Source organism: Paraburkholderia graminis C4D1M, assembly GCF_000172415.1.
GTDB classification, from domain to species: Bacteria; Pseudomonadota; Gammaproteobacteria; order Burkholderiales; family Burkholderiaceae; genus Paraburkholderia; species Paraburkholderia graminis.
Window position 1 is genome coordinate 1 of the sequence record NZ_ABLD01000039.1, and the last position, 23,181, is coordinate 23,181.

At 62.8% G+C, this 23,181-nt stretch carries 25 protein-coding genes; 12 read left to right on the forward strand and 13 right to left on the reverse strand.

What is annotated here, in order from left to right; translation table 11 throughout:
- Nucleotides 1-94 precede the first annotated feature (94 nt).
- From BGRAMDRAFT_RS30990 to BGRAMDRAFT_RS31005, 4 genes are all read left to right on the forward strand, one after another.
- Complete coding sequence (locus BGRAMDRAFT_RS30990; protein ID WP_006052867.1) at nt 95-1,309, forward strand: DUF2863 family protein; 1,215 nt, start codon at nt 95-97, stop codon at nt 1,307-1,309.
- Nucleotides 1,310-1,568: 259 nt separating this feature from the next.
- Nucleotides 1,569-2,396, forward strand: coding sequence for a helix-turn-helix transcriptional regulator (locus BGRAMDRAFT_RS30995; protein ID WP_232292396.1), 828 nt, complete (start codon nt 1,569-1,571; stop codon nt 2,394-2,396).
- Nucleotides 2,397-2,503: 107 nt separating this feature from the next.
- Nucleotides 2,504-3,178, forward strand: coding sequence for an energy-coupling factor ABC transporter permease (locus BGRAMDRAFT_RS31000; protein WP_029969765.1), 675 nt, complete (start codon nt 2,504-2,506; stop codon nt 3,176-3,178).
- 201 nt (nt 3,179-3,379) lie between these two features.
- On the forward strand, nt 3,380-4,009 hold the full coding sequence (locus BGRAMDRAFT_RS31005) for a BspC domain-containing protein (protein WP_006052870.1): 630 nt from the start codon (nt 3,380-3,382) through the stop codon (nt 4,007-4,009).
- Nucleotides 4,010-4,217: 208 nt separating this feature from the next.
- On the opposite strand, the gene BGRAMDRAFT_RS31010 is transcribed toward BGRAMDRAFT_RS31005, so the two are convergent.
- Entirely contained in the window at nt 4,218-5,381 is a 1,164-nt protein-coding gene (locus BGRAMDRAFT_RS31010) for a M14 family metallopeptidase (RefSeq protein WP_006052871.1), read from the reverse strand.
- A gap of 50 nt (nt 5,382-5,431) precedes the next feature.
- Nucleotides 5,432-6,214 (reverse strand): peroxide stress protein YaaA, encoded by a 783-nt coding sequence (yaaA, locus tag BGRAMDRAFT_RS31015; RefSeq protein WP_006052872.1) that lies wholly within the window; start codon nt 6,212-6,214, stop codon nt 5,432-5,434.
- 57 nt (nt 6,215-6,271) lie between these two features.
- On the opposite strand from yaaA, the gene BGRAMDRAFT_RS31020 reads away from it, so the two are divergent.
- Complete coding sequence (locus BGRAMDRAFT_RS31020) at nt 6,272-6,799, forward strand: putative toxin-antitoxin system toxin component, PIN family (protein ID WP_006052873.1); 528 nt, start codon at nt 6,272-6,274, stop codon at nt 6,797-6,799.
- Between the two features lie 122 nt (nt 6,800-6,921).
- Nucleotides 6,922-8,094 (forward strand): pyridoxal phosphate-dependent aminotransferase, encoded by a 1,173-nt coding sequence (locus tag BGRAMDRAFT_RS31025; RefSeq protein ID WP_006052874.1) that lies wholly within the window; start codon nt 6,922-6,924, stop codon nt 8,092-8,094.
- A gap of 145 nt (nt 8,095-8,239) precedes the next feature.
- Here BGRAMDRAFT_RS31025 and BGRAMDRAFT_RS31030 read toward each other — a convergent pair whose 3' ends face one another.
- Nucleotides 8,240-8,887, reverse strand: coding sequence for a glutathione S-transferase family protein (locus BGRAMDRAFT_RS31030; RefSeq protein ID WP_006052875.1), 648 nt, complete (start codon nt 8,885-8,887; stop codon nt 8,240-8,242).
- Between the two features lie 125 nt (nt 8,888-9,012).
- On the opposite strand from BGRAMDRAFT_RS31030, the gene BGRAMDRAFT_RS31035 reads away from it, so the two are divergent.
- From BGRAMDRAFT_RS31035 to BGRAMDRAFT_RS31060, 6 genes are all read left to right on the forward strand, one after another.
- On the forward strand, nt 9,013-10,569 hold the full coding sequence (locus BGRAMDRAFT_RS31035; RefSeq protein ID WP_044022023.1) for a 3-hydroxyacyl-CoA dehydrogenase: 1,557 nt from the start codon (nt 9,013-9,015) through the stop codon (nt 10,567-10,569).
- Nucleotides 10,566-11,354 carry an oxepin-CoA hydrolase, alternative type gene (locus BGRAMDRAFT_RS31040; RefSeq protein ID WP_006052877.1) on the forward strand — a complete coding sequence of 263 codons (789 nt, stop codon included), beginning with the start codon at nt 10,566-10,568 and terminating at the stop codon, nt 11,352-11,354. The genes BGRAMDRAFT_RS31035 and BGRAMDRAFT_RS31040 overlap by 4 nt, the downstream gene beginning before the upstream one ends.
- Before the next feature lie 10 nt (nt 11,355-11,364).
- The gene (locus tag BGRAMDRAFT_RS31045; RefSeq protein WP_006052878.1) at nt 11,365-12,081 is read left to right on the forward strand and encodes a histidine phosphatase family protein; all 717 of its coding nucleotides are present in this window, start codon (nt 11,365-11,367) and stop codon (nt 12,079-12,081) included.
- 20 nt (nt 12,082-12,101) lie between these two features.
- Nucleotides 12,102-13,208 (forward strand): phosphotransferase, encoded by a 1,107-nt coding sequence (locus BGRAMDRAFT_RS31050; protein WP_006052879.1) that lies wholly within the window; start codon nt 12,102-12,104, stop codon nt 13,206-13,208.
- A gap of 110 nt (nt 13,209-13,318) precedes the next feature.
- A complete protein-coding gene (locus BGRAMDRAFT_RS31055) occupies nt 13,319-14,578 on the forward strand; it encodes an acyl-CoA dehydrogenase family protein (protein ID WP_006052880.1) in 1,260 nt (419 codons plus the stop codon).
- 161 nt (nt 14,579-14,739) lie between these two features.
- A complete protein-coding gene (locus BGRAMDRAFT_RS31060; RefSeq protein ID WP_006052881.1) occupies nt 14,740-15,441 on the forward strand; it encodes a glutathione binding-like protein in 702 nt (233 codons plus the stop codon).
- Nucleotides 15,442-15,562: 121 nt separating this feature from the next.
- Here the strand turns inward: BGRAMDRAFT_RS31060 and BGRAMDRAFT_RS31065 are convergent, their stop codons facing one another.
- The 10 genes from BGRAMDRAFT_RS31065 to nuoN form a co-directional block, all read right to left on the reverse strand.
- On the reverse strand, nt 15,563-16,042 hold the full coding sequence (locus tag BGRAMDRAFT_RS31065; protein WP_006052882.1) for a MaoC family dehydratase: 480 nt from the start codon (nt 16,040-16,042) through the stop codon (nt 15,563-15,565).
- Nucleotides 16,039-16,497 carry a MaoC family dehydratase gene (locus BGRAMDRAFT_RS31070; protein ID WP_006052883.1) on the reverse strand — a complete coding sequence of 153 codons (459 nt, stop codon included), beginning with the start codon at nt 16,495-16,497 and terminating at the stop codon, nt 16,039-16,041. The genes BGRAMDRAFT_RS31065 and BGRAMDRAFT_RS31070 overlap by 4 nt, the downstream gene beginning before the upstream one ends.
- Nucleotides 16,498-16,533: 36 nt before the next feature.
- Nucleotides 16,534-17,661: an acyl-CoA dehydrogenase family protein gene (locus BGRAMDRAFT_RS31075; RefSeq protein ID WP_006052884.1), complete on the reverse strand. Its 1,128-nt coding sequence runs from the start codon at nt 17,659-17,661 to the stop codon at nt 16,534-16,536.
- Between the two features lie 10 nt (nt 17,662-17,671).
- Nucleotides 17,672-18,868, reverse strand: coding sequence for an acyl-CoA dehydrogenase family protein (locus BGRAMDRAFT_RS31080; protein ID WP_006052885.1), 1,197 nt, complete (start codon nt 18,866-18,868; stop codon nt 17,672-17,674).
- A gap of 48 nt (nt 18,869-18,916) precedes the next feature.
- On the reverse strand, nt 18,917-19,348 hold the full coding sequence (locus tag BGRAMDRAFT_RS31085; protein ID WP_029969785.1) for a DUF1178 family protein: 432 nt from the start codon (nt 19,346-19,348) through the stop codon (nt 18,917-18,919).
- Between the two features lie 266 nt (nt 19,349-19,614).
- The gene (locus BGRAMDRAFT_RS31090) at nt 19,615-20,139 is read right to left on the reverse strand and encodes a helix-turn-helix transcriptional regulator (protein WP_006052887.1); all 525 of its coding nucleotides are present in this window, start codon (nt 20,137-20,139) and stop codon (nt 19,615-19,617) included.
- A 38-nt stretch (nt 20,140-20,177) separates the two neighbouring features.
- Entirely contained in the window at nt 20,178-20,435 is a 258-nt protein-coding gene (locus tag BGRAMDRAFT_RS35735) for a hypothetical protein (RefSeq protein ID WP_006052888.1), read from the reverse strand.
- A gap of 331 nt (nt 20,436-20,766) precedes the next feature.
- Complete coding sequence (locus BGRAMDRAFT_RS31095) at nt 20,767-21,351, reverse strand: NUDIX domain-containing protein (RefSeq protein WP_006052889.1); 585 nt, start codon at nt 21,349-21,351, stop codon at nt 20,767-20,769.
- A gap of 43 nt (nt 21,352-21,394) precedes the next feature.
- A complete protein-coding gene (locus BGRAMDRAFT_RS31100; RefSeq protein ID WP_006052890.1) occupies nt 21,395-21,691 on the reverse strand; it encodes a DUF2818 family protein in 297 nt (98 codons plus the stop codon).
- Nucleotides 21,691-23,163 (reverse strand): NADH-quinone oxidoreductase subunit NuoN, encoded by a 1,473-nt coding sequence (gene nuoN / locus BGRAMDRAFT_RS31105; RefSeq protein WP_006052891.1) that lies wholly within the window; start codon nt 23,161-23,163, stop codon nt 21,691-21,693. Before nuoN ends, BGRAMDRAFT_RS31100 begins: the two co-directional genes overlap by 1 nt.
- Nucleotides 23,164-23,181 lie beyond the last annotated feature (18 nt).

The window sequence follows — 23,181 nt, forward strand, 5'->3', positions numbered from 1 at the left end:
CTATATCTCCCGGTTGCGTGCGCTGCGTCCCGAATAATATGGCGCGGCGTAAACGACTAGAATATAAGGTTCTGTGCACCCAACTTCCGGATTTATGCGCTCGCGAATCGCCAAACGTCTCCCCCCCGATGCCGACAAACTTGTCGGTCTTTCGCTCGCGCTTTTCGCGTCGGGCAGCCGCACCGAAGACCGCTTCTGGGAAGCGAAACTCGATGCGCTGCTGGCCAAGATCGTGCGCAACGCCAACCAGACCACGCTCGATGCAGCGCTCGACCACCTGCAGCAGAATCATCCCGATGCCTACGGCGCGCTTGCCGACATGGCCGAAACGCACAGCGAGTCGTTCGTCGTCGAGCATGAAGGCGTGACGTATGAAGCGCTGTTGATCGCCGCGCCGATCCTCGCGTGGACGCGCTACATGATTCCGTCGGGTCCGCTCAAAGCCGACGCAGCCGACGCCCTGCGCGCGCATCTGCAGGCGCACGTGCTCGCGGCCAACACGCGCGTCGCCATGGCTCCGTTCCTGTATAGCATCGACCAGTTGCCGCGCCATCACGTCGAAACCTGGCGCATTGCACAGCAGCTTGCACAAGCAGCCATGGCCGGCGGCAATCTCAAACTCAACTTCGGCGAATTGCCGGAAACGTCGCCGATTCTTGCCGACCCGCGCTTCCTCCTGGCGGTGGTCGCGGCCCCGGTCGGCGAGCCGACCTTTCGCTGGCAGGAAGAGGAACACGGCAGCCGGATCGAGCGCGGCCAATGTCTCGAGCAATGGGCAACGCAGGGCGGCGCCAACCTGTCGCTCGTGCTGCCGGGCTGCGAATTCGAGTGTCTGTTGCCGGATGCGTACTACTCCGCATGTCGCGACGCCGACGAACGCGTGCGTCCTCACACCGTCCGGACCGCCGTGCGTTATCTATTCGACACAATTGGCGCAGCGCCGCAAGAACTGCGCGCGGTGGTTGCCGGCTTCGGCGAGCGCCGCATCGACGAATACCGCGTCGGCTTCACGCGCCGCGGCAGCAACGAGGTGATTTACGGCGTCGTGTGGCCGCTGTACGGCCGCGAAAACGGAGAAGCAGGCATCGATGAAGAGCCGCAGGAAACTGCGCCGCCGGACGCTCCGCTCGAAGAAATCGTCGCGCTGCTCAAGGAAACCGGCGTGACTGACGTGCGTCGTCACGCAGGCCGGTTCGAGCCTGAATATTGCGATGACTGCGGCGTGCCGCTCTACGCCGACCCGCTCGGCGAAATCGTTCACGCCGAAATGCCCGAAGACGCCGAGCCCGCGCAGCCGCACTTTCACTAGGCAAGCGCGCCGCCGGCGCGTTGCAGTCCATCAAAAGCCTCGCCCTGTGCGGGGCTTTTTCATATGTCATTCCTCTTATGCCTTTTGGACAGGCCGTCAAACCGAAGGGAATTTGTCATGATAGAGACGGCGACGCATCGCAACGCCTGGCACAACGCGAGGCGACTGCATCGCGCCAATTCGCCCGACACATCTGGAGACATGCATGCGATTCTCGATACTCAACTAAGACGCGGAACGACGCGACGGCCTCAAAGCGCTGTTGCGGCAAATCAACCGGCTTGCGCGCTTTAACGAAGCACAAGACTGGCGCCAGGCCGAACGCACGCTCAAGCGTCAGTGGCCCGACCTGTTCGTTATCGACTGGCAGGACTGGATGTCGGTCAAGGACGTGCGGCATCTGCTTAGCCACTATCCGGACCTGCGCATCGCGGTGCTGACCGACAGGATTTCGCCGAAGGCGGTGAGCGAACTCATGGACGAGGGCGTGCGCGGCGTGGTGCCGCGCGAAACCGACCCGTGCCTGATCGTGCGCGCCTTTGAAATGGTGCTGCTCGGCGGGCACTATGTGCCGTCCGGCGCGCTGCCGCTCAAGCCGCCGCTGCCGGCAGACACGGCGATCCGCCCGTTCGACGAAAAAAGCCCGCCGCCGCGCCGCGTCAGGTTGTCGAACGGACTGTCGCCTCGCCAGCAGCAGATCATGCGCTGCGTCCATATGGGCAGCACCAACAAGATGATTGCGCGCACGCTCGGCATCAGCGAGGGCACCGTCAAGATCCATCTGACGAGCATATTCCAGCAACTCGGCGCACCCAATCGCGCGGCGGCGGTCGCGCTTTACAACGGCTGGCTGGCGAACCATTTACAAGTACTGCGCAATAAAGGACAGAGCCTGCTTCGTCCGGTCATGGGTCAAGCGGGCCTGGTGCCGCTGCGGCGCGCAGCACTGCGGCGCTTCGAATACCCGTTGTCGGCTAACGAGACGGCGGCGCCCTTGCCGATGGCAGCCGAGCCCGGCACGGCATACGACGACGGCGAGTCCGCCGCCGACCTTCCGCCAGAGCCCGTCACCGAAGGTTCGTCATGAGGTGACGGACCGCGCGCGAGCGTGATGCGCGATTTCTGCCAGCGCGTGCACCGGCTGGCATGGAATCCGCTCACACCTTTTGTCGTCCAACGAGTAATATGAGACTCATGGGTTTCCTCTACACACCGCTTCCATTCTGGATCGCTGTCGGTGGCTGGATCGCCACTGCGATAGTGGTCGCGCTCGCGCTGTGGAAAAATCCTTTCAAACGACTTCAGGACGGCACGTTGCAGCACGTGTGGCTGGCGATCATCGTCGCCGTGTCGGTGCTGTGGGCAAGCAACGCGTGGCTCGACGACGGCACGGTCATGCATCTGCTCGGCGCGACGCTCGTCGTCACGCTGTTCGACTGGGCCCTCGCACTGCTTGCAATGGCGGTGGTCACCGGCCTCGCGGGTCTCATCTTCGACGCACCGTGGCAAGGCATCGCGCTGACTTTTCTCGTGTTCGGCGCGGTGCCGGTCGGTATTTCCACGTTGCTTCAGCGGGCCAGTATTGCGTGGCTGCCACGCAATCTCTTCATGTTTATCTTCGGCCAGGGCTTTCTGTCGCCGGCTATTGCCGTTTCGCTCACGGCGGCCGCGGCGCTCGGCGTTCACGTTGCGCTCGCCGGCGGTTCCGCGACTGTGATACCGGCGGGCTACGCGCTCAGCGTGCTTCTGCTGGCCACGGGCGAAGCCTGGTTCACGGGAATGTCTACCGCATTGATCGCGGTCTACCGCCCTGCATGGGTCACCACTTATGATGTCCGGCGATACCGGCTCGGCGGACCGCGCACTTGAGCGCGACGCAAGGTCGTAGGCGCGGCTCGTAGGCACGGCTCGCGTGCGAGTGAGCTTGCCGCGCCGTTGCGAGCAAACGCGCGCCTCGCATAACAAAGCCCCGCAAAATAGCGGTCGAAAAATAGTTGCGGCACGATTGAACTCAACCATGCCGCCAGGCATCTTACGTGCCTCACGTCTTATTAGCGTCTAACGAACTTGATGGATTGCACCAACGCACCGCGCCGATTGCTGCGGCTGGTCGGCCGGTTGGCAAGTTTCGCAGCGAGCCTCTCGCTCGCTTGCACCGCGCCCGCATTCGCCGACCAACTCGAACAGCACAACGACCTCGTCAACAGATTTGTCAATGAAATGCGTGCCGACCCGCTCGTCGCGGATTGCGCAGCGCATGGCAATTTTGTCGCGAGCACGTCGACCGCCTTTGATCACGTCGAGTTTCCTCCCAGTTCGTTCGACAGCGCACACGCGTCGATCACGCCGTGGAACGATTCGTTCGACGAGGGCAAGCAGCGTGTCAAGGTCGACAACATCGTCACCGTGGAAGGACTCGGCATCCGTCAGAACGGCGCAAGCGACGCAGCGGATCTGAAGTTCCGTTGCGGCTACGTCGGCTCGCAGATGCTCGCGTTTAGCTGGAACGACCCGGTGCCGCCTACGCGCGCACGTAGCGTGGAGCAGCCGCAGTCGCGCGCGACGTCGGGCAAGCATCGCGGGAGCAAAGGCAAGCAGGCGGCAAGTGGCAAGAGTGCAAAGAAGAGCACGGCCAAATCGTCGAAGAGCACGTCGAGTAAATCGTCGAGCAAGAAAGCGCCGGTGAAGAAGAAACACTAGGACGGAGAAAGATCTGACAGCGCGCGTCCGATGCCGGCGATACGACGCGTATGACGGTAGCTGCGAATTCAGCATGGCGACCAACGCTTCGCAAGCGTCCGCGCGAATCCAAACTCAGCACCCTACTGCTCCCCTGACCCGCCAATAAAAAAGGCACACACGCAATCCGTGTGTGCCCTTCCCTTCTATTGCAATCGCGCGCAGCAGATCAGCCAAACGTCTCCAGATGCCGCAAGATCGCTTGCAGCATCGACGCCCCGAGTGACGCGCTGCGCTCGCCGTTCCAGCCCACGCGTTCGTCGGGCAAGTTGGCGTTGTCCTTAAAGGGCATCTCGAGCGTCAGCGACAGGCAACCGAATTCATTGCCGATATATTTCGAAGCGAGCTTGAGCGCATCTTCGCGATACTTGCTCGCAGCATAGCCGTACTTGTCCTGAAAATCAGGACTTGCCTGCTTGAAGGCTTCGATAAACGCTTTCTGTTCCTCGCGTTGCCGCTCGGTGAATCCGGGCAGCATCTCGGAACCGGCCACGAAAACATACGGCAGCGCCTCATCGCCGTGAATGTCGAAGAACAGATCGCAGCCGGTTGCGTGAATCGCGTCGCGTACGACGAGCACCTCGGGACTGCGCGCGGCATCCGGCTCCATCCACTCGCGATTCAGATTCGCGCCCGCCGCGTTGGTGCGCAGATTGCCGCGCACGCTGCCGTCCGGATTCATGTTCGGCACGATGTGGAACACCGCGTGATCGTAGAGCTTGCGCGCAACCGGATCGCCCGCCCAATCGCCCCAGCCGACGAGCCGCTTCACGAGTCCTTCGATAAACCATTCGGCCATCGTCTCGCCCGGATGCTGACGCGCGATCAGCCAGATCTTTTTCTTCGGCATCTTCAGCATATCGCCGCTTTGCGGTGTGCCGAGCGTGAGCAGGGAAACCGGCCGGCCTTCGACGGTCGTGCCCAGTTCGGTCAGCGTGGCCTGCGGCATCTGTTGAACTGCGCCCAAAAATTCGGCGTGGCGCTCCTCGCTGTACGGCTCGAAGTACGCGTAGTAAATGCGGTCGAACTCCGGCGTGTGGTCGATGGTGAGCACCCGGCCGTCATACGATGTCGGCACGCGAAACCAGTTCACGCGATCGTAACTGGCCACGGCCTGGTAGTCGCGCCAGCCTTCCGCGAACGCGCACGCCGCCGCATTTTCGAAAGTCATCACGCAGCGCTCGCCGGCCGCGCCCGAGAGCCGGAAGTAGAACCACTGCGCGAACTCCGCGTGGCTGTCCGGCCGAACGCGCAAGCGGATATTGCCCGCGGTCGCGCAGGACAGCACCTCGATCGCGCCTGCGTCGAAGTTGCTCGTAATCGATAAACTCATGATGTGGTTCCCTGCATGATTGTGCGGCGCTCCGTCGGGCGGCGCTCCGCCTAGTCAGCGACGCGGCGGCGAAATACGTAAGTGGAATCGTTCGACGCTTTAGCGTCGAATGCATAGCCTTCGGAGTCGAACGCCTTCAGTTGTTCCGGCTTGTCGACGCGGTTCTCGACCGCATAGCGCGCCATCAACCCGCGCGCGCGCTTCGCATGAAAACTGATGATCTTGTAGCGGCCGCCCTTCCAGTCTTCGAACACCGGCGTAATGACCGGCGCGTCCAGCAGCTTCGGCTTGACCGACCTGAAATATTCGCCCGACGCGCAATTCACGAGAACCCGCGAACCCGCGGCGCGCTTCTTCAACTGCGCGTTCAGCGCCTGCGTGATGCGCTCGCCCCAGAACGCGTAGAGATCCTTGCCGCGCGGATTGGCGAGGCGCGTGCCCATTTCCAGACGGTACGGCTGCAGCAGATCGAGCGGACGCAGCAGGCCATACAGTCCCGACAGCACGCGCACATGGTTCTGCGCAAAGTCCAGATCCGCCGACGACAAGGTCTTCGCATTGAAGCCCTCGTACACGTCGCCGTTGAACGCGAGCACGGCCTGCTTCGCGTTGTCCGTGCCGAAGCGCGGCGACCACTGCGCGTAGCGCTCGTGATTGAGGTGCGCGAGCTGGTCGGAAATGCTCATCAGCGAGGCGATCTGTTGCGGCGACAAACGGCGTAGACCGCTGATCAATTCCGCGGCATCGTCGATGAAATCGGGGATCGTGTGCTTCTTGACGTGAGGCGGGGTGTCGTAGTCGAGCGATTTCGCCGGCGACAGAACGATTATCATAGAGGCTTGCAGGCACGCCGTGCCTGGCGGTCAAAGACGAAAGCCAGATTGTAACGAATGCCCGGTTCCCATGCCTCACGCGGCGCTTTGCGCGTCGTTCTCGATTCCAATGTCTGGATCGACATTCTCGTGTTCGACGATCCGCACACGCGGCCGATTCGCGCCGCGCTCGAAAGCGGCGCGCTCGCCGCGCTGATCGACGCCCGTTGCCTCGCCGAACTGACTTACGTGCTCGACTATCCGCAATTCGTCGAACGCAACGTGGACAAGTCCGCGGCGCTGGCCGTCGTCGCGCGGCTCGCGCAGCTTGTCGAGCTCGCCGCGCAGCCGGAAGACGCGCGGCCGCTGCCGAAATGCAAGGACCGCGACGATCAGAAATTCCTCGAACTCGCGCACGCAGCGCAAGCGCACTGGCTGATTTCGAAAGACCGCGCCGTGCTGAAACTGGCGAAGCGGATCGCGCGAGATTTCGGGTTTCAGATCGCACAGCCGGCGCCGTTCGCGGCTTCGCTAAGTGAAGCGCCTGGCGGTTCGGCAAGCGCTTCCACGAACGCGGCGACCCCAGCCGTGGAAACCCCGGTATAACCCTGGCCTCGCGGCCGTCGGCACACAGCAGCCGCGCACGCCGCGCCGCGATTCCCTACAATCAGGCTTCGCCGGTTTCAAACGATGCCTTCGCCCACTCACCCGTTTCGCCGAACAGCGCCATGAATGCACCGCACGACACGCCCATGAGTCCCTCGTTTCCCTCGCGCCTGCCGAACGTCGGCACCACGATCTTTACCGTGATGAGCGCGCTCGCCGCCGAGAAAGGCGCGGTGAACCTCGGCCAGGGCTTTCCCGACTTCGGCTGCGATCCGCGCATCGTGGATGCGGTCGCGAACGCGATGCGCGACGGCCACAACCAGTATCCGCCGATGGCAGGCGCCGCGCCGCTGCGCGCAGCCATCTCCGAGAAGATCGCCAACCTGTACGGACGCCGCTACGACGCGACGACGGAAATCACCGTCACCGCCGGCGCCACGCAGGCGCTGTTGACCGCGATCTTATGCACGGTCCATCCTGGCGACGAAGTCATCGTGATCGAGCCGACCTATGACAGCTATCTTCCGTCGATCGAACTGGCCGGCGGCAAGCCGGTATTCGTCACGCTGGACGCGCCGGACTACGCGATTCCCTTCAACAAGCTCGCCGCCGCCATCACGCCGAAAACGCGGCTCCTGCTGATCAACACGCCGCACAATCCGACCGGCACGGTCTGGCGCGCCGACGACATGCGCAAGCTGCAAGACATCGTGCGCGGCACCAACGTGCTGATTCTGTCCGATGAAGTGTACGAGCACATGGTCTACGACGGCGCGCCGCACGAAAGCGTCGCCCGTTATCCGGAACTGGCGCAGCGCAGCTTCGTCGTGTCGAGCTTCGGCAAGACCTATCACGTAACGGGCTGGAAAGTCGGCTACGTGGCGGCGCCCGCAGCGCTGACAGCGGAATTCCGCAAAGTGCACCAGTTCAACGTGTTCACCGTGAACACGCCGATGCAGATCGGTCTGGCCGACTATATGAAAGACCCGGCGCCCTACCTGGAGCTCCCGGCGTTCTATCAGAAGAAGCGCGATTTTTTCCGCGCCGGTCTCGCGAATTCCCGCTTCAAGCTGCTGCCTTGCACGGGCACGTACTTCCAGTGCGTCGATTACTCGGCCATCAGCGATCTGCCCGAAGCCGAATTCGCGCAGTGGCTGACCGGCGAGATCGGCGTCGCGGCGATTCCGGTTTCCGCGTTCTATCACGAGGCGCATGAGTCCGGCGTCGTGCGCTTCTGTTTTGCAAAGCAGGAAAGCACGCTCGCCACGGCGCTCGAGCGGCTGGCGCGGCTCTAGCATGTCGCGTGCGATGCTGCGAACGAACCCACGTTCCTCGCCATCGCGCGTAGCGGCTAATGCGTGTGGTGCGCGGCGCGGCTCGCTTCATGTCGCGCGTTGCATTGTGCGTGACGTCGTTCCTTGCATTGCGCGCCGCGTTGCATCAAGCCGGACGCGACGCCGCGATATACGCCTTACGGTCCTCGGTCACGCGCTGCGCGGCGGGCCGTCCGTTGATCGCCTTCACATAGCTTTTCCAGTCCACGCCGGCATCGAGCAAAAAGTCGCGGCCGTAAATAGCCTGCGTCGTCATGCCGACAAGCGGCAAGCTCACGAAGCCCGCGGCGTCCGCGATACTGAACCGTTCGCCGCGCAAGTACGGCGCGAACTTCGCGATCCGCCTGAAGCCCGCGATGTGATGCGCAAGCAGCTTCTCGACGCGGCCCTTGGTCGCGTCGGTGACGGTGCCGCCGAAAAACGCTTCCTTGTACAGATTGCGCGCCGTCAGCTCCAGATGCACGTCGACGAACGTGATCAACTCGCGCTCCTTCGCGGCCTCCCACGGATCGGCGGAGAAAATCCGCTTGTCGGGAAAGCGCGCGGCCAGGTATTCGACAATGCATTGCGACTCGCAAAGATCGCCGTCTTCCGTCTGCAGGTAAGGCACTTTGCCAAGCGGCGAATGCGCGACGACGGCCTCGTCCTGGCTCGGCTGCACGAACACTTCCTCGAACTCGATGCCGTGTTCCAGCAGAACGAACTTCACCTTGTTGTAGTAGTTCGAAAGCGCGAATCCGCAGAGCTTGATCATCGTTGTCTCCTCATTGCTTCGGTAGGTGAGGCCGCCGGTCCGAGCAGAGGCGGCGGCCGCCGCGCAACCATCGAGTAATTGCACGAGCGTGCTATTCTAAAATAACCATGGAGTCGAGCAACATCATGACCTCTCGCAACTTCAGCATCGAGACTATCGGCATTGTCGGCAGCGGCGCGATGGGCCGCGGCATTGCGCAGATCGCGGCGCTCGCGGGCCTGAGCGTGCGCCTGTACGACACCAACCCGGCCGCTATCGGCGCCGCGCGCGACTACCTCGCCGAGACGTTCGCCAAGCTGACCGCCAAGGGCAAGCTCGACGAAGCGCGCTCGCTGGCTGCGCTCACCAACGTCAAGCCCGCGCATGCGATCAGCGAACTGGTCGACTGCGACCTCGTGATCGAGGCAATCGTCGAAAAACTCGACGTGAAGCAGGCGCTCTTTCGCGAGCTGGAGACTGTGGTCAGCGGACGTTGCGTGCTCGCGTCGAACACGTCGTCGCTGTCCATCACGGCGATTGCCGCGGGCTGTACCGACCCGTCGCGCGTGGTCGGCTATCACTTCTTCAATCCGGTCCCGCTGATGAAAGTCGTCGAAGTGATCGACGGCCTGCGCAGCGACCGCGAGGCGGGCGACGCGTTGATGGACCTCGCGCGCCGTATGGGCCACACACCGGTCCGCGCGAAAGACATGCCGGGCTTCATCGTCAATCACGCGGGCCGCGGCATGAACACCGAGGGCCTGCGCGTGGCCGGCGAAGGCGTGGCGAGCTTCGTCGACATCGACAGGATCATGCGTGAGCAAGCGGGCTTTCGTCTCGGCCCGTTCGAGCTGCTCGACCTGACCGCGCTCGACGTCTCGCATCCGGTGATGGAGTCGATCTACCATCAGTTCTATGAAGAGCCGCGCTTCACGCCCTCGCCCATCACCGGCACGCGGCTCGCGGGCGGACTGCTGGGACGCAAGACGGGCGAAGGGTTTTATCGCTACGAAGACGGCAAGCAGCAGGTGCCCGCGGAGACGCCCGCGCCCGCAGCGTTGCCAGGCAGCGTGTGGGTCAGCAAGCGTTACCCAGGAGCCTACGATGCCGTCGTGCAACTCATCGGCAAAGCGGGCGTGAAGCTCGACGAAGGCGCGACGCCCGCCGCCGACTCGCTGATCGTCGTCACGCCGTTCGGCCACGACGCAAGCACGGCCGCCGTGGACGAAACGCTCGACGCGAGCCGCGTCGTCGCGATCGACGCGCTCTTTCCGCTCGTCGGCGCGCAACGCCGCACGCTGATGACAACACCCGCGACCACACGCGCCGCGCGCGATGCGGGCCACGCGCTCTTTGCCGCCGACGGCGTGCCCGTCACCGTGATCCGCGACTCGACAGGCTTCGTCGCGCAACGCGTGGTGGCGACGATCGTCAACATCGGCTGCGACATCGCGCAGAAACAGATCGCGACGCCGCAAGACATCGACCTCGCGGTGACGCTCGGCCTCGGCTATCCGCGCGGCCCGCTGGCACTCGGCGACGCGCTCGGCGCGGCAACCATCCTCACCATTCTGCGCAGCATGTACGACGTGCTCGGCGATCCGCGCTACCGGCCATCGCCGTGGCTCGCGCGCCGCGCGCAACTCGGCATGTCGCTCACGCAATGCGACGCCGCCGACAACCCCACGGAGACACAATCATGAGCGCCGAACTGCTGACCTCGCGCCCGCCCGAAAGCGAATCGACGCTGGTCCTCACGCTGTCCAATCCCGGCGCTCGCAACGCGCTGCATCCCGACATGTACGCGGCCGGAATCGAAGCACTCGATTCGGTGGAACGCGATCCGTCGATTCGCGCCGTCGTGATCGCGGGCGCGGACAACTTTTTTTGCGCGGGCGGCAATCTGAATCGCCTGCTCGAAAATCGCGCGAAAGATCCTTCTGTGCAGGCACAAAGCATCGACCTGCTTGCCGAGTGGATTTCGGCGCTGCGGTTTTCATCGAAACCGATTATTGCAGCCGTCGACGGCGCCGCGGCCGGCGCGGGCTTTTCGCTCGCGCTCGCGTGCGATCTGATCGTCGCTGGTGAAGACGCCAAATTCGTGATGTCGTATGCGCGCGTCGGCCTCACGCCCGACGGCGGCGGCTCATGGTTCCTCGCGCAAGCGCTGCCTCGCCAACTCGCAACGGAAGTGCTGATCGAAGGCAAGCCGATCGGCGCCGCGCGTTTGCACGAAGTGGGCGTCGTCAACAAACTGGCGAAGCCGGGCACCGCGCGCGACGCCGCCGTTGCGTGGGCCGACGAACTCGGCAAGATCTCGCCCAATTCGGTCGCGCGCATCAAGACGCTGGTGTGCGCGGCCGGCACGCAGCCGCTTTCCACGCATCTGGTTGCGGAGCGCGATAACTTCGTCGCTTCGCTGCATCATCGCGAGGGGCTTGAGGGCATTTCCGCGTTCCTCGAAAAACGCGCTCCCGTGTACAAGTGAACAAGGAATCATGGCCGCCTATCAGCTACCCAAGCGCCGCCGCATTTACCTGATGCGTCACGGCGACGTGACGTACTTCGACGACTCCGGCCGCACGATCGATCCTGAAACGGTGCCGTTGAACGCCAACGGCCGCGAACAGGCGAGCGCGGCGGGCCGCGTGTTCGCTGAGCAGCAGGTGCGCTTCGATCGCGTGATCGTCAGCGGCTTGCCGCGCACGATCGAAACCGCGCAGCGCGTGCTGGCCGAGACCGGTCAGCAAATCGAACTGGAGATCGAGCCGGCCTGGCAGGAGATTCGCGGCGGCAAGCTGCGGCAGATTCCGCTGCAAGACCTCGAAGCGGCGTTTCTCGGCGTGTTCGACGGTATCGTGCCGGAAAGCACGCGCTTTCTCGATGGCGAGACGATCGGCGAGTTGTTCGATCGCGTCGTGCCCGCGGTCGCCGCGTTGCGCGAAGACAGTTCGTGGGACACGGTGTTGCTGGTGCTGCACGGCGGCGTCAATCGCGCGATTCTCTCGCATGCGCTCACCGCGGGCGGCCGCACGTTCTTCGGGCATCTCGCGCAGGCCACCGGCTGCATCAATGCGCTCGACGTAGGCACCGCGCCACGCGACTGGGTGCTGCGTGCAATCAACTATTCGCCGCCATCGCCGCTGCATCGCGACATCCGCAATACGACGATGGAAATTCTCTACGCACAATTCATCCAATCCACGCGTAGCTGAAACCGAACCGGAGGAGACACATGGCGCAAGCGTCACACAGCGGCGAGCCGGAACAGCAAGCGGATTACTCGGCCTTCGAGGGCACGCGCCCCGTCAACGAGCGTCAGCGCTTTGACGGCGACGCGCTCGCCGCGTGGCTCGCGCAACACGTCGACGGTTTTTCGGGGCCGCTCACGGTCGAACAGTTCGCCGGCGGCCAATCGAACCCGACCTTCAAACTGGTCACGCCCTCGCGGGCCTATGTGATGCGCGCGAAGCCCGGACCGGCGGCGAAATTGCTGCCGTCCGCGCATGCCGTCGAACGCGAATATCGCGTGATGCATGCGCTTGCCGACACGGACGTGCCCGTCGCCCGCATGCTCGCGTTGTGCGAGGACGAAAGCGTGATCGGCCGGGCCTTTTACGTGATGGAGTTCGTCGAAGGCCGCGTGTTATGGGATCAGTCGCTGCCGGGCATGAGCGCCGACGAACGAGCCGCAGTCTACGACGAGATGAATCGCGTGATCGCCGCTCTCCACAGTGTCGAGCCGGATAGCGTGGGTCTTTCGGACTACGGCAAGCCGGGCAACTACTTCGCGCGTCAGATCGGCCGCTGGAGCAAGCAGTATGTCGCGTCCGAAACCGAACCCATCGACGCGATGCAGCGTCTGATCGAATGGCTGCCGCAGCATATGCCGGCCGAGACGGGGCAACGCGCGTCGATCGTGCATGGCGATTACCGGCTCGATAACCTGATCTTCGACCGCAAGGAACCGAAAGTGCTTGCCGTGCTCGACTGGGAGTTGTCGACGCTCGGCGATCCGCTCGCGGACTTCGCCTATCACTGCATGGCGTGGCACGTCGATCCCGCGCAGTTTCGCGGCATCGCGGGTCTCGACTGGGCAGCGCTGGGCATTCCCGACGAGCAGCAGTACGTCGAGCGCTATTGCAAACGTACCGGCTTCGAGATTCGCGGCGACTGGAATTTTTACCTCGCCTACAACATGTTCCGTATCGCCGCGATTTTGCAGGGAATCATGAAGCGTGTCGTCGATGGCACGGCGGCGAGCGCACAAGCTCTGGATGCAGGCCGCCGCGCAAGACCGATGGCCGAGCTCGCCTGGCGTTACGCGCAGAAAGTGCGCTGATGACCGGCGCGGCTGCCGCGCTTCATCACGCGGGCATGCTCGCGCGCTTGCATGCTTGCACTTCAGGCAACGCCCACATTGAATGTCGTCCGTTATCCGCGAGGTCATAGATGAATTTCGATTACACCCCGAAGGTTCAGGCGCTGCGCGAAAAGCTGCTCGCCTTTTTCGACGAGCACATTTATCCAAACGAGCACGCGTTCTACGCGGAGATCGCGCAAAACCGGCAAGACGGCAACGCGTGGCAGCCGACGCAACTGATCGAAGAACTCAAGCAGAAAGCGCGCAACGCGGGGCTCTGGAATCTGTTCCTGCCCGACTCCGTGCGTGGCGCCGGGCTCAGCAACCTCGAATACGCGCCGCTGTGCGAAATCATGGGCCGCGTGCCCTGGGCGCCCGAGGTGTTCAATTGCAATGCGCCCGACACCGGCAACATGGAAACGATCGAGCGCTACGGCAGCGAAGAGAACAAACGCGAATGGCTCGAGCCGCTTTTGCAAGGGCACATTCGTTCGGCATTTCTGATGACGGAGCCGGAAGTCGCTTCGTCGGATGCCACGAATATCCAGACCAGCATCGTGCGCGATGGCGACTATTACGTGATCAACGGGCACAAGTGGTGGTCTTCGGGCGCGGGCGATCCGCGTTGCAAGATCTACATCGTGATGGGCAAGACCGATCCCGATGCGCCGCGCCATCAACAGCAGTCAATGATCCTCGTTCCCGCCGACGCGACCGGCATCACGGTGCGCCGTCCGCTTTCCGTTTTCGGCTACGACGACGCGCCGCACGGCCACATGGAAATCACGCTCGAGAACGTGCGCGTGCCGGCGGCCAACATGCTGCTCGGTGAAGGCCGCGGCTTCGAGATTGCGCAAGGGCGCCTCGGACCGGGACGCATCCACCATTGCATGCGTCTCATCGGCCTTGCGGAGCGCGCGCTCGAATTGATGTGCAAACGGTCGCTGCAACGCGTCGCCTTCGGCAAGCCTGTGGCGATGCAAGGCGTGACGCAGGAGCGCATTGCAGAAGCGCGCTGCATGATCGAACAGGCGCGCCTGCTCACGCTCAAAACCGCGTACATGATGGACACGGTGGGCAACAAGAGCGCGCGCGGCGAAATTGCGATGATCAAGGTGGTCGCGCCTAACATGGCGTGTCAGGTGATCGATTGGGCGATCCAGGCGCACGGCGCCGGCGGCATCAGCGACGACTTCCCGCTCGCGTACGCTTATGCGTCGGCCCGAACGCTGCGTTTCGCCGACGGTCCCGATGAAGTGCATCGTAATGCGATCGCCAAGCTCGAACTCGCGCGTTATATGGAGCCGGGCGCGGCGGCTCGCGTCGAGACGCCGGTTACGCGCGTTTGATGCCTTGCGTGCCGGAAGCTGTTTTTTTGCTCCGTTGGCGGCGGCGTTTCGACTGCGCGGTGGTCGTGGCCGTCGCCAGCAGCATCGTGCGATCTATGCTCTAATTTTCGCGAAGCGCGGCGCCCCGGTGGCGCCGCTGTCATAAACGAAAAGGAGCGAGGATGATCGACGTCTATAGCTGGGCGACCCCGAACGGCCACAAGGTCCATATCATGCTCGAGGAGACGGGCCTCGAGTACAACGTGCACGCAATCAACATCGGCGCCGGCGATCAGTTCAGCGCCGAATTTCTGGACATCAGCCCGAATAACAAGATTCCGGCCATTACGGATTCCGAAGGCCCACGAAGCGCGGACGGCAAACCGTTCGCGTTGTTCGAATCGGGCGCGATACTCATTTACCTCGCCGAGAAAACCGGCCGCTTTCTGCCGACCGATCCGGCTGCCCGCTATTCAGTGCTGCAATGGCTGATGTTTCAGATGGGCGGACTCGGCCCCATGCTTGGACAGACGCACCACTTTCGCATCTACGCGCCCGAGCCGATCGAATACGCGGTCAACCGCTACACGAACGAAACGCGTCGCCTGTATGGCGTGATGGATAAGCAACTCGGCAAGACGCAATATCTCGCCGGGAACGACTATACGATTGCCGACATCGCATCGTTTCCGTGGACGCGTTCATGGCAGAACCAGGGCGTCGAACTCGACGCATTTCCGAACGTGAAGCGATGGCATGAAGAGATCGCCGCACGTCCGGCGGTTATGCGTGGTGTCGAAGTGCTCGCGTCCGCACGCAAACCGCTGATGGACGACAAGGCTAAAGAGGTGCTGTTCGGCGCGACGCAGTACGCGAAGCATTAGGACGTAGCTGCGGCGTGTGCCTCGTGCCGTTCGCGTTGTGCGTTTTTCTTTCGCGCAAAGAAGCGCGAGGCGGCTCGCATGCCGCCCGCGCCGTGTGCTTTCGAAGCGGCCCGTCGAACGCTCAGAAATAGTGGCGCGTGATGAACTCGGCGATACACACTGGCCGGTCAGCGCCCTGCCGCTCCACGGCCACATTCCATATCACTTGCACGCCCGCATTGTCGACATCGGCGACGGACGCAACGGCGAACTGCGCGCGCAATTGCGAGCCCACCAATACCGGCGACGTGAACCGCACGCGGTTCAATCCATAGTTCACGGCCATGCGTTGCTCGAGCCGTACCGTTTTTTGCAGCAGCGCCGGAATCAGCGAAAGCGTCATGAAACCGTGCGCGATCGCACCGCCGAATGGCGACTCACGCCGCGCGCGCTCCGGGTCGACGTGGATCCACTGCTGGTCGCCGGTGGCCTCGGCGAAACGATCGACGCTCGGCTGGTCGATCGTCACCCAGTCGCTAACAAGCGCCGCTCCGCCGACGAGCGCACGCAGCGCCGCACTATCGCGGAACACGGCACCAGGCGACGCGCTCGGCGCAGTCATGATGAAGCGCCCGGATTGCGCAAGCCGAACAGGCCTTTGGAGCGCACCGTGATCACCGTCTCGCCATGCTGATTGATGCCCGCCCATTGCGTGGACACGATGCCGCGATCCGGCTTGCTCTCCGACACGCGCTTGTCGAGCACCGAGTTCGTCATGGTGATCGTGTCGCCGACGCGAACCGGCTTCAGCCAGCGTATTTCGTCGATGCCCGGCGAGCCCATCGACGTGGAGCCCGCCAGCGCGTTGCGCACCAGCATGCCCATCATCACTGAACAGGTGTGCCAGCCGCTCGCCACCAATCCGCGAAATGCGGACGCTTCGGCGGCGGCTTCGTCGACATGGAACGGTTGCGGGTCGAACTTCTGCGCGAACTCGACGATTTCCTCGCGCGTGAAAGTGTGCTTGCCGATTTCGGTCGTCGAGCCGACCGTCATGTCCTCGTAACTCAGACCCATCTCTTTATCTCCTGGCTGGCCGATTCGGTCGGCTAATCAAACTTCCGTGCTGATAAACGCAGGCAGCGCCGCAAACCGTGCGAGGTGATGATCGACGTCGCCCAACGTGGTTTCAATGATAGCGAGACGTTTGAACAGATGCGCGGCGGCGACCTCGTTCGTCACGCCCATTCCGCCGTGCAACTGCACCGCCTGCTGGCCGACGAAACGCGCAGCCTGCCCCACGCGTACCTTGGCCGCGGAAATGGCGTGGCGGCGTTCGTCGACGTCTTCGCTCGAATAGCGCATGGCGGCAAGATAAGTGACCGAACGCGCCTGCTCGGCGTGAATCAGCATCTCGACCATGCGATGCTGCAATGCCTGAAAGCGCGCGATGGGTTGGCCGAACTGCTGGCGCGTCTTCGTGTAGTCGACGGTTGCGGCGTTCAATGCGTCGAGCGCGCCGAGCGCTTCCGCGCACAACAGCAGCGTGCCGTAGTCCGCGATGTGCTCGAGGGCCGCCGCGCCCGAGTGCGGGCCGCTCAAACGCCGTGCCGGCGTACCGTTGAATTGCAGTGTGGCGGCGCGTTGTCCGTCGATGGTGCGGTAGTCGGTGAGGGTCGCGCCTGCCGCATCGCGCGCTACCACGAATAGCGCGATCTCGCCATTGGCACGCGCGGGCACGATCCAGTGATGCGCCTGCGCGCCATGTATCACGACCGATTTCGTACCCGTAAGCGTGTGCTGTTCACCTTGTCCGCTCGCGGTGGTCGCGACGTCGAACAGATCGTAGCGCGCCCGCGGTTCGTGGAATGCGACCGCGAGCTTGATCTCGCCTTGGGCCGCACGCTCGAGCAGCGACACGTCTTCGCCCTGGCCCGTGCCGGCAAGCCGCAATGCCTCGATGCCAACCGCCGTCGCGCAATAAGGCTCGACCACCAAAGCGCGGCCGAGCTCCTGCATGACCACGAGCATATCGACGGGTCCGCCGTTGAAACCGCCTTGCGCTTCGGGCACCGGCAATGCGGTCAGGCCCAACTCGGTGAAAGCTGCCCAGTGAGCGTCCGACACACCGGCATCCGAACGCACGATCGCCTGGCGCGCTTCGAAGCCATAGTTCTTGTCCAGATAGCGGCGCAGTGCGTCGGCGAATTGTTGCTGCTCGTCGTTGAAAGTGAAGTCCATGGGCCGCTCCTCAAAGTCCGAGAATCATCTGCGCGATGATGTTCTTTTGAATTTCATTCGAGCCGCCGTAAATCGACGTCTTGCGGAAGTTGAAGTAATACGCGGCCAGCGGCGCGGCATCGTCGTCTCCGGCAATGCTGTGCTCGCGCTCGCCCTCGAGGAACGGCACGTCGAACGGAGCGGCGAGTGGCCCGACGGCCTCGACCATGAGTTCGGTCAACGCCTGCTGCACCTCCGTGCCCTTGATCTTCAGCATCGACGCTTCCGGTCCCGGTCCGCGTCCGCCTGCTTCGTTAGCGACCACGCGTTGCACGGTGACTTCGAGAGCCATCAGTTCGATCTCGAGATTCGCGACTTTTGCAGCGAATACCGGGTCATTCAAAAGGGGCTTGCCGTTCTTTTTCTGATCGAGCGCGAGGCGCTTCAGAAAAACCAGCTCGCGTTTCGACTGGCCGACGCGCGCAATGCCGGTGCGCTCATGCCCGAGCAGATATTTTGCGTAAGTCCAACCGCGGTTTTCCTCGCCGATCAGATTCTCGACCGGCACCTTCACGTCTTCAAAGAAGACTTCGTTGACTTCGTGGTCTTCGTCGAGCGTGATGATCGGCCGGACGGTGATGCCCGGCGTTTTCATGTCGATGAGCAGGAACGAAATGCCCTCCTGCTTCTTCGCGCCGCTGTCGGTGCGTACGAGACAAAACATCATGTCCGCGTGCTGCCCCAACGTGGTCCAGGTTTTCTGCCCATTGACCACGTAATGATCGCCGACCCGTTCGGCACGCGTGCGCAGCGATGCGAGATCGGAACCGGAGCCCGGCTCTGAATAGCCCTGACACCACCAGTCAGTGCCGTCGAGAATGCGCGGCAGGTAGTAGCGTTTCTGCGCCTCGTTGCCGTACTTCATAAGAACCGGCGCGACCATCGACACACCGAATGGCAACACTGTCGGCGCGCCGACACGGGCGCACTCTTCGTCCCAGATATGGCGCTGCGTGGCATCCCAGCCGGGACCGCCGTATTCTGTCGGCCACGCGACAACCGACCAGCCGCGCGTGCCCAGCAGCTTGTGCCAGTTGGCGAAGTCGTCGCGGTTCAAACGCTTGTGGTTGAGTACCTTCTCGCTGAGTTCGCGAGGCAGATTGGCTTCGAGCCAGGCGCGGATCTCGGCGCGGAACGCCTTCTCAGCGGGGGAATAGTCCAGATTCATGCGTAGTGTCTCCTGGCCGCCACCACCCGCCGCCAGAGAGCCACTGCGCTATTGCAGAGGTTCCTTCAGGGCAGCCGGGACCGGCAGCGGCATCACTTCGATGCCTTCTTCGACCAAAGCTCTCGCGTCTTCCGGCGTTGTGACACCGCGAATATTGCGTGCGGGCGCTTCGTTGTAGTGAATGCGCCGCGCTTCCTCGGCGAAGCGGTCGCCCACGTTCTCGGTCTTCTCCAGTACCTCGCGCAATGCGCGCATGACACGCGCCTGCAATTCACCTGCGGCTGCGGGCGCTTTCGCTTTCGCCTCTACCCCATGAGAGAGATTCAGGCGCGGAGCCGACGGCAAACGGCTCACTTCTTTCGCTCCGCAAATCGGACATTCGACCAGCTTGCGGGACTGCTGAGATTCGAAGTCATCAGCCGAAGCAAACCACCCTTCGAACCGATGGCCGTGCGGACACTGTAAATCGAGGACCTTCATATGGAATCAGGGCTTGCGTGCCAGTTTAGCGCAAAACGAAAATTTGTGAACGGTCGTTCGTAAAAACTTCACATGCAACGCGCGACGAGTTGGGCGCTGCCGGAAGATGAGGCGCGGTGCGCGATTTTAACGCTTTGCGCAGACCCCTGCCGAAGGCTGTATGACTCCGCGCAATGCGGCGTGCGTGCGTGAGCCAACGCCCAGCGCTTCGCCCCCAACGACGTATCAGCCTCACGCGTGCGAACCCCTCCGTTCACGATTGACGCTCACGCCACCAGGCATTCCAGCCGACGATTGAAGCGCGGTTCAAGCTCCCGCGCCTCTTTGGCAAGGTTGACCTGTTTAGCCGTTTTGGCGACGTCGAAAACGTCGGCTTTGATGTCGTAGCCACCGCGCGCGTTCAGCCAGTCAAGCACGTCCGACAGATGCCAGACTGACGCGCTTCCCTCGTGCACCGGCGGCGGAAATTCGACCGCATGGCTCAACATGAGCTTGCGCATGTTCTGCCGCGATACGCCGGCAATTTCCGCGACGTCGGTCAACCCCACGAAGTCGGGCCCGGCTTCGACAAGCCGTGCCGACGGCACCGCCTTTTTGACGTCTCCGAGCGCGCTGACCAGTGCCTCGACCGCCGACGGTGCTTCGCGCGAAAAGACCAGCGCCAGTCGCCCCGGTTGCCCCACGCCGACCGTGGCGTCGTCACAGCCTGCTTCGCCCAGGCGTTCGACAATCGCGTCAAGATCACTGTCTTGCGCGGCAAGCTTATACTTCAACGTGAACGTATATTCCATTTGCTACTCCTGCTTTATTCGGCCACAACGTTGCCTACTCAATGCTTTTGCGAACGATGCGCCGTGCAATTGTCGACCACACGCCGCAAATGTCTGGCGTGGTTATCAGCATTCTTCGGCGTACTCCATACGCTTGAAATGCAGAATTCTCCGCAACGGCACTCCGCATCTTTGTAAGGGCAATACATTTTTCCCCAGGCGTGGCCCTTGCCTCCGCTCTGTATGCGCCACCCGCGCCGCTCGGCATAAGCCAGCGCAGCCTCTATCTCTTTCTTAGCGTGGACTCCACGAACCATCCTGTCCTCCAATTTAATACTCGCGAATCGGGTTGTCAAGTGACAACCCGATTTTTATCGCGGAGCTCAACCGTCTCACATGCTTCGTTATCCCGATTAATGCAGCAGTGAAGACGTTTGCCGGCCTTCCATACTAAAGTTGCCGCCGCGATCACGCGAGACTGCCGGATGGCATAGGACAAAGGCGCTCATATTCAGACACCGCACGCCGCGGTAAAGACAGAAGCCTTATCCAGCTTCAGAGTGACGAAGCCCCTGCCGGTCGACGACCGGCAGGGGCTTCCTGGATGCGGCGCAAGCGTCGCCTGCGCGTTGGGAGACTCCGAAAAAACTACTGCGGCTGCGCCATCGGCCAGACGCCGGACAGCACCTTCTCCAGCCAGAACGTGCCGATGATCGTTTTCACGTCAGTGATCTTGCCGGTCCGCACCCACTCGGACACTTCGGGAACCGTAGCCGTAAACATCTCGAGGAACTCGCCGTCGTCGAGCTTGCGCTCGCCCGCAGTCAAGCCGCGCGCGAGGTAGATGTCGATGAACTCGGTCGAGTAGGAAATGATCGGGTGAACACGCGTCAGGTACACATACTCGCGCGCCGTGTAGCCCGTCTCCTCGCGCAATTCGCGAATGGCGCAAGCGAGCGCGCCTTCGTTCGGATCGAGCTTGCCGGCCGGATACTCGACCATGACCTTGCCCATCGGATAGCGATACTGGCTTTCCAGCAGCACACGGCCGTCGTCGAACAGCGGAATCACCATCACGGCGCCGGGGTGCTCCACATACTCACGGGTAGCATGCTTGCCGTCGGGCAGGCGCACGGTGTCGCACTTGAGCGTCAGGAACGGCCCCTGGTGGACCGTCTTACTGTCGACACAGGTCTCGGTAAGGACGGCGTCGTGGTCGGGAAGTTCAGCCATATGCGGACCTCGGGACAGCTTGGTGCGCGACGGCGAGACGCCGTCAGCGGCGTTTGACGAGATACTGGAAAGTGAAGCCGGGGAAGGCGAACACGACGAACAGCGCGAACGTGATCGCGTAGAACTGCCAACCCTGTTCGAAGCGGTTGCCGGCGCGCGCTTCGAGCAGAAAGCCCAGCGCGCCGACCACGAAGTACAGCACGATCAGTTCGGCAATCCGGACCCATGCGCTTTTCTTCGCCGCCTTCAACGGGACGGCGGCGAAGAGCCGCTGATTCAGGAACGGCAGATTGGCGCCCACCAGCGCCAACAGCACGATAAACCAGCCCGCTGCCGACATCAGAACGACAGCGTGTGCTGGATAGCCTGCAGGCAAGCTTTCAACAGCGGATCGGGCACGATACCCAGCACCAGCACGGCCACGCCATTGAGCGCGAGCAACGCGCGCGTGCCCGTGTCCGCGACGATCGCCGACTTGTCTTGCGGCTCGTCGAAGTACATGAGCTTCACGATACGCAGGTAGTAGAACGCGCCGAACAGCGACGTGATCACCGCGAGCACCGTGAGCCAGGTCAGGCCGGCGTTCATCGTGGCCTGCAGCACCGCGAGCTTCGCGTAGAAACCGACCGCAGGCGGAATGCCGGCGAGCGAGAACATCATCACCATCATGACGAACGCGAACACCGGGCTCCGTTGGTTCAGCCCCTTGAAGTCGTCGAGCGTATCCGCTTCGAATTCGCGGCGTGCGAGCAGCATGATGACGCCGAAGGTGCCCATCGTCGTGATCAGATAGACGATGCTGTAGTACATCGCCGAGCCATACGCGCTCGCGGCACCAGTCGTCTTGTGATCGACCACGCCGGCCAGCAGACCGAGCAGCACGAAGCCCATGTTCGAGATCGCCGAGTACGCGAGCATACGCTTGACGTTGCGCTGCACGATACCCGTGATGTTGCCGACGATCAGCGACAGCGCCGCGAGAATCACCAGCATTTGCTGCCATTCGACTGCGAGCGGCAGCAGACCCATCACCAGGAAGCGCAGGCCCCATGCGAATGCCGCCACCTTCGGACCACCGCCGACCAGCAGCGTCATGGCCGTGGGCGCGCCCTGATAGACGTCGGGCACCCACATGTGGAACGGCACGGCGCCCATCTTGAACGCCACACCGGCGACGATGAAGATCACGCCGAACAGCAGCACGCTCGGATCGTAGTGGCTCTGACCGATTGCCTTGAACACTTCGTTCAGATCGAGCGAGCCGGTCGCGCCGTACAGCATCGAGATGCCGTACAGCAGGAAGCCCGAAGCCAGCGCGCCGAGCACGTAGTACTTCATGGCCGCTTCGTTCGACGGCGCGGCTTCCCGACGCAGTGCGATCACGCCATAGAGCGACAGCGACATCAGTTCCAGACCGAGATACAGCGTCAGGAAGTTGTTGCCGGAGATCATCACGAGCTGACCGAGCAGCGAGAACATGCCGAGCAGGAAGAACTCGCCGCGATACAGCCCGCGATCTTCGAGGTAGCGGCGCGAATACACGATCGTGACCGCGTAGCCGAGCGTCACCACCGCTTTCATCAGACTCGCGAACGAATCGACGACGTACATGCGGCTGAAGAAGTAATGCACCGACGGGTCGAACGCATTGACCGCGAACCAGATGCCGGCGACGAGCGACGACAGGAACGCGATGAAATACGTGGTACGGCGACCGGCCTGGCCGACGAACGTGTCGTTGAGCCACGCGACGACAACGGCGAGCATCACCAGTGCGTCGGGCAACAGAGCAGTCATAGGGGCGTTTTGCATGGTCTTTAATTCCTCCTC

Coding starts and splice junctions, on each gene's coding strand:
- BGRAMDRAFT_RS31050 (WP_006052879.1), top strand. CDS start 12,102: ATGGCGCAAGCGTCACACAGCGGCGAGCCGGAACAGCAAGCGGATTAC.
- BGRAMDRAFT_RS31010 (WP_006052871.1), bottom strand. CDS start 5,381: ATGAGTTTATCGATTACGAGCAACTTCGACGCAGGCGCGATCGAGGTG.
- BGRAMDRAFT_RS31095 (WP_006052889.1), bottom strand. CDS start 21,351: ATGGCTGAACTTCCCGACCACGACGCCGTCCTTACCGAGACCTGTGTC.
- BGRAMDRAFT_RS31100 (WP_006052890.1), bottom strand. CDS start 21,691: ATGTCGGCAGCGGGCTGGTTTATCGTGCTGTTGGCGCTGGTGGGCGCC.
- BGRAMDRAFT_RS31000 (WP_029969765.1), top strand. CDS start 2,504: ATGGGTTTCCTCTACACACCGCTTCCATTCTGGATCGCTGTCGGTGGC.
- BGRAMDRAFT_RS31090 (WP_006052887.1), bottom strand. CDS start 20,139: ATGGAATATACGTTCACGTTGAAGTATAAGCTTGCCGCGCAAGACAGT.
- BGRAMDRAFT_RS31055 (WP_006052880.1), top strand. CDS start 13,319: ATGAATTTCGATTACACCCCGAAGGTTCAGGCGCTGCGCGAAAAGCTG.
- BGRAMDRAFT_RS31045 (WP_006052878.1), top strand. CDS start 11,365: ATGGCCGCCTATCAGCTACCCAAGCGCCGCCGCATTTACCTGATGCGT.
- BGRAMDRAFT_RS31025 (WP_006052874.1), top strand. CDS start 6,922: ATGAATGCACCGCACGACACGCCCATGAGTCCCTCGTTTCCCTCGCGC.
- BGRAMDRAFT_RS30990 (WP_006052867.1), top strand. CDS start 95: ATGCGCTCGCGAATCGCCAAACGTCTCCCCCCCGATGCCGACAAACTT.
- yaaA (WP_006052872.1), bottom strand. CDS start 6,214: ATGATAATCGTTCTGTCGCCGGCGAAATCGCTCGACTACGACACCCCG.
- BGRAMDRAFT_RS31085 (WP_029969785.1), bottom strand. CDS start 19,348: ATGAAGGTCCTCGATTTACAGTGTCCGCACGGCCATCGGTTCGAAGGG.
- BGRAMDRAFT_RS31075 (WP_006052884.1), bottom strand. CDS start 17,661: ATGGACTTCACTTTCAACGACGAGCAGCAACAATTCGCCGACGCACTG.
- BGRAMDRAFT_RS31060 (WP_006052881.1), top strand. CDS start 14,740: ATGATCGACGTCTATAGCTGGGCGACCCCGAACGGCCACAAGGTCCAT.
- BGRAMDRAFT_RS31065 (WP_006052882.1), bottom strand. CDS start 16,042: ATGACTGCGCCGAGCGCGTCGCCTGGTGCCGTGTTCCGCGATAGTGCG.
- BGRAMDRAFT_RS31040 (WP_006052877.1), top strand. CDS start 10,566: ATGAGCGCCGAACTGCTGACCTCGCGCCCGCCCGAAAGCGAATCGACG.
- BGRAMDRAFT_RS31005 (WP_006052870.1), top strand. CDS start 3,380: ATGGATTGCACCAACGCACCGCGCCGATTGCTGCGGCTGGTCGGCCGG.
- nuoN (WP_006052891.1), bottom strand. CDS start 23,163: ATGCAAAACGCCCCTATGACTGCTCTGTTGCCCGACGCACTGGTGATG.
- BGRAMDRAFT_RS31030 (WP_006052875.1), bottom strand. CDS start 8,887: ATGATCAAGCTCTGCGGATTCGCGCTTTCGAACTACTACAACAAGGTG.
- BGRAMDRAFT_RS31070 (WP_006052883.1), bottom strand. CDS start 16,497: ATGGGTCTGAGTTACGAGGACATGACGGTCGGCTCGACGACCGAAATC.
- BGRAMDRAFT_RS31035 (WP_044022023.1), top strand. CDS start 9,013: ATGACCTCTCGCAACTTCAGCATCGAGACTATCGGCATTGTCGGCAGC.
- BGRAMDRAFT_RS31020 (WP_006052873.1), top strand. CDS start 6,272: ATGCCCGGTTCCCATGCCTCACGCGGCGCTTTGCGCGTCGTTCTCGAT.
- BGRAMDRAFT_RS31080 (WP_006052885.1), bottom strand. CDS start 18,868: ATGAATCTGGACTATTCCCCCGCTGAGAAGGCGTTCCGCGCCGAGATC.
- BGRAMDRAFT_RS35735 (WP_006052888.1), bottom strand. CDS start 20,435: ATGGTTCGTGGAGTCCACGCTAAGAAAGAGATAGAGGCTGCGCTGGCT.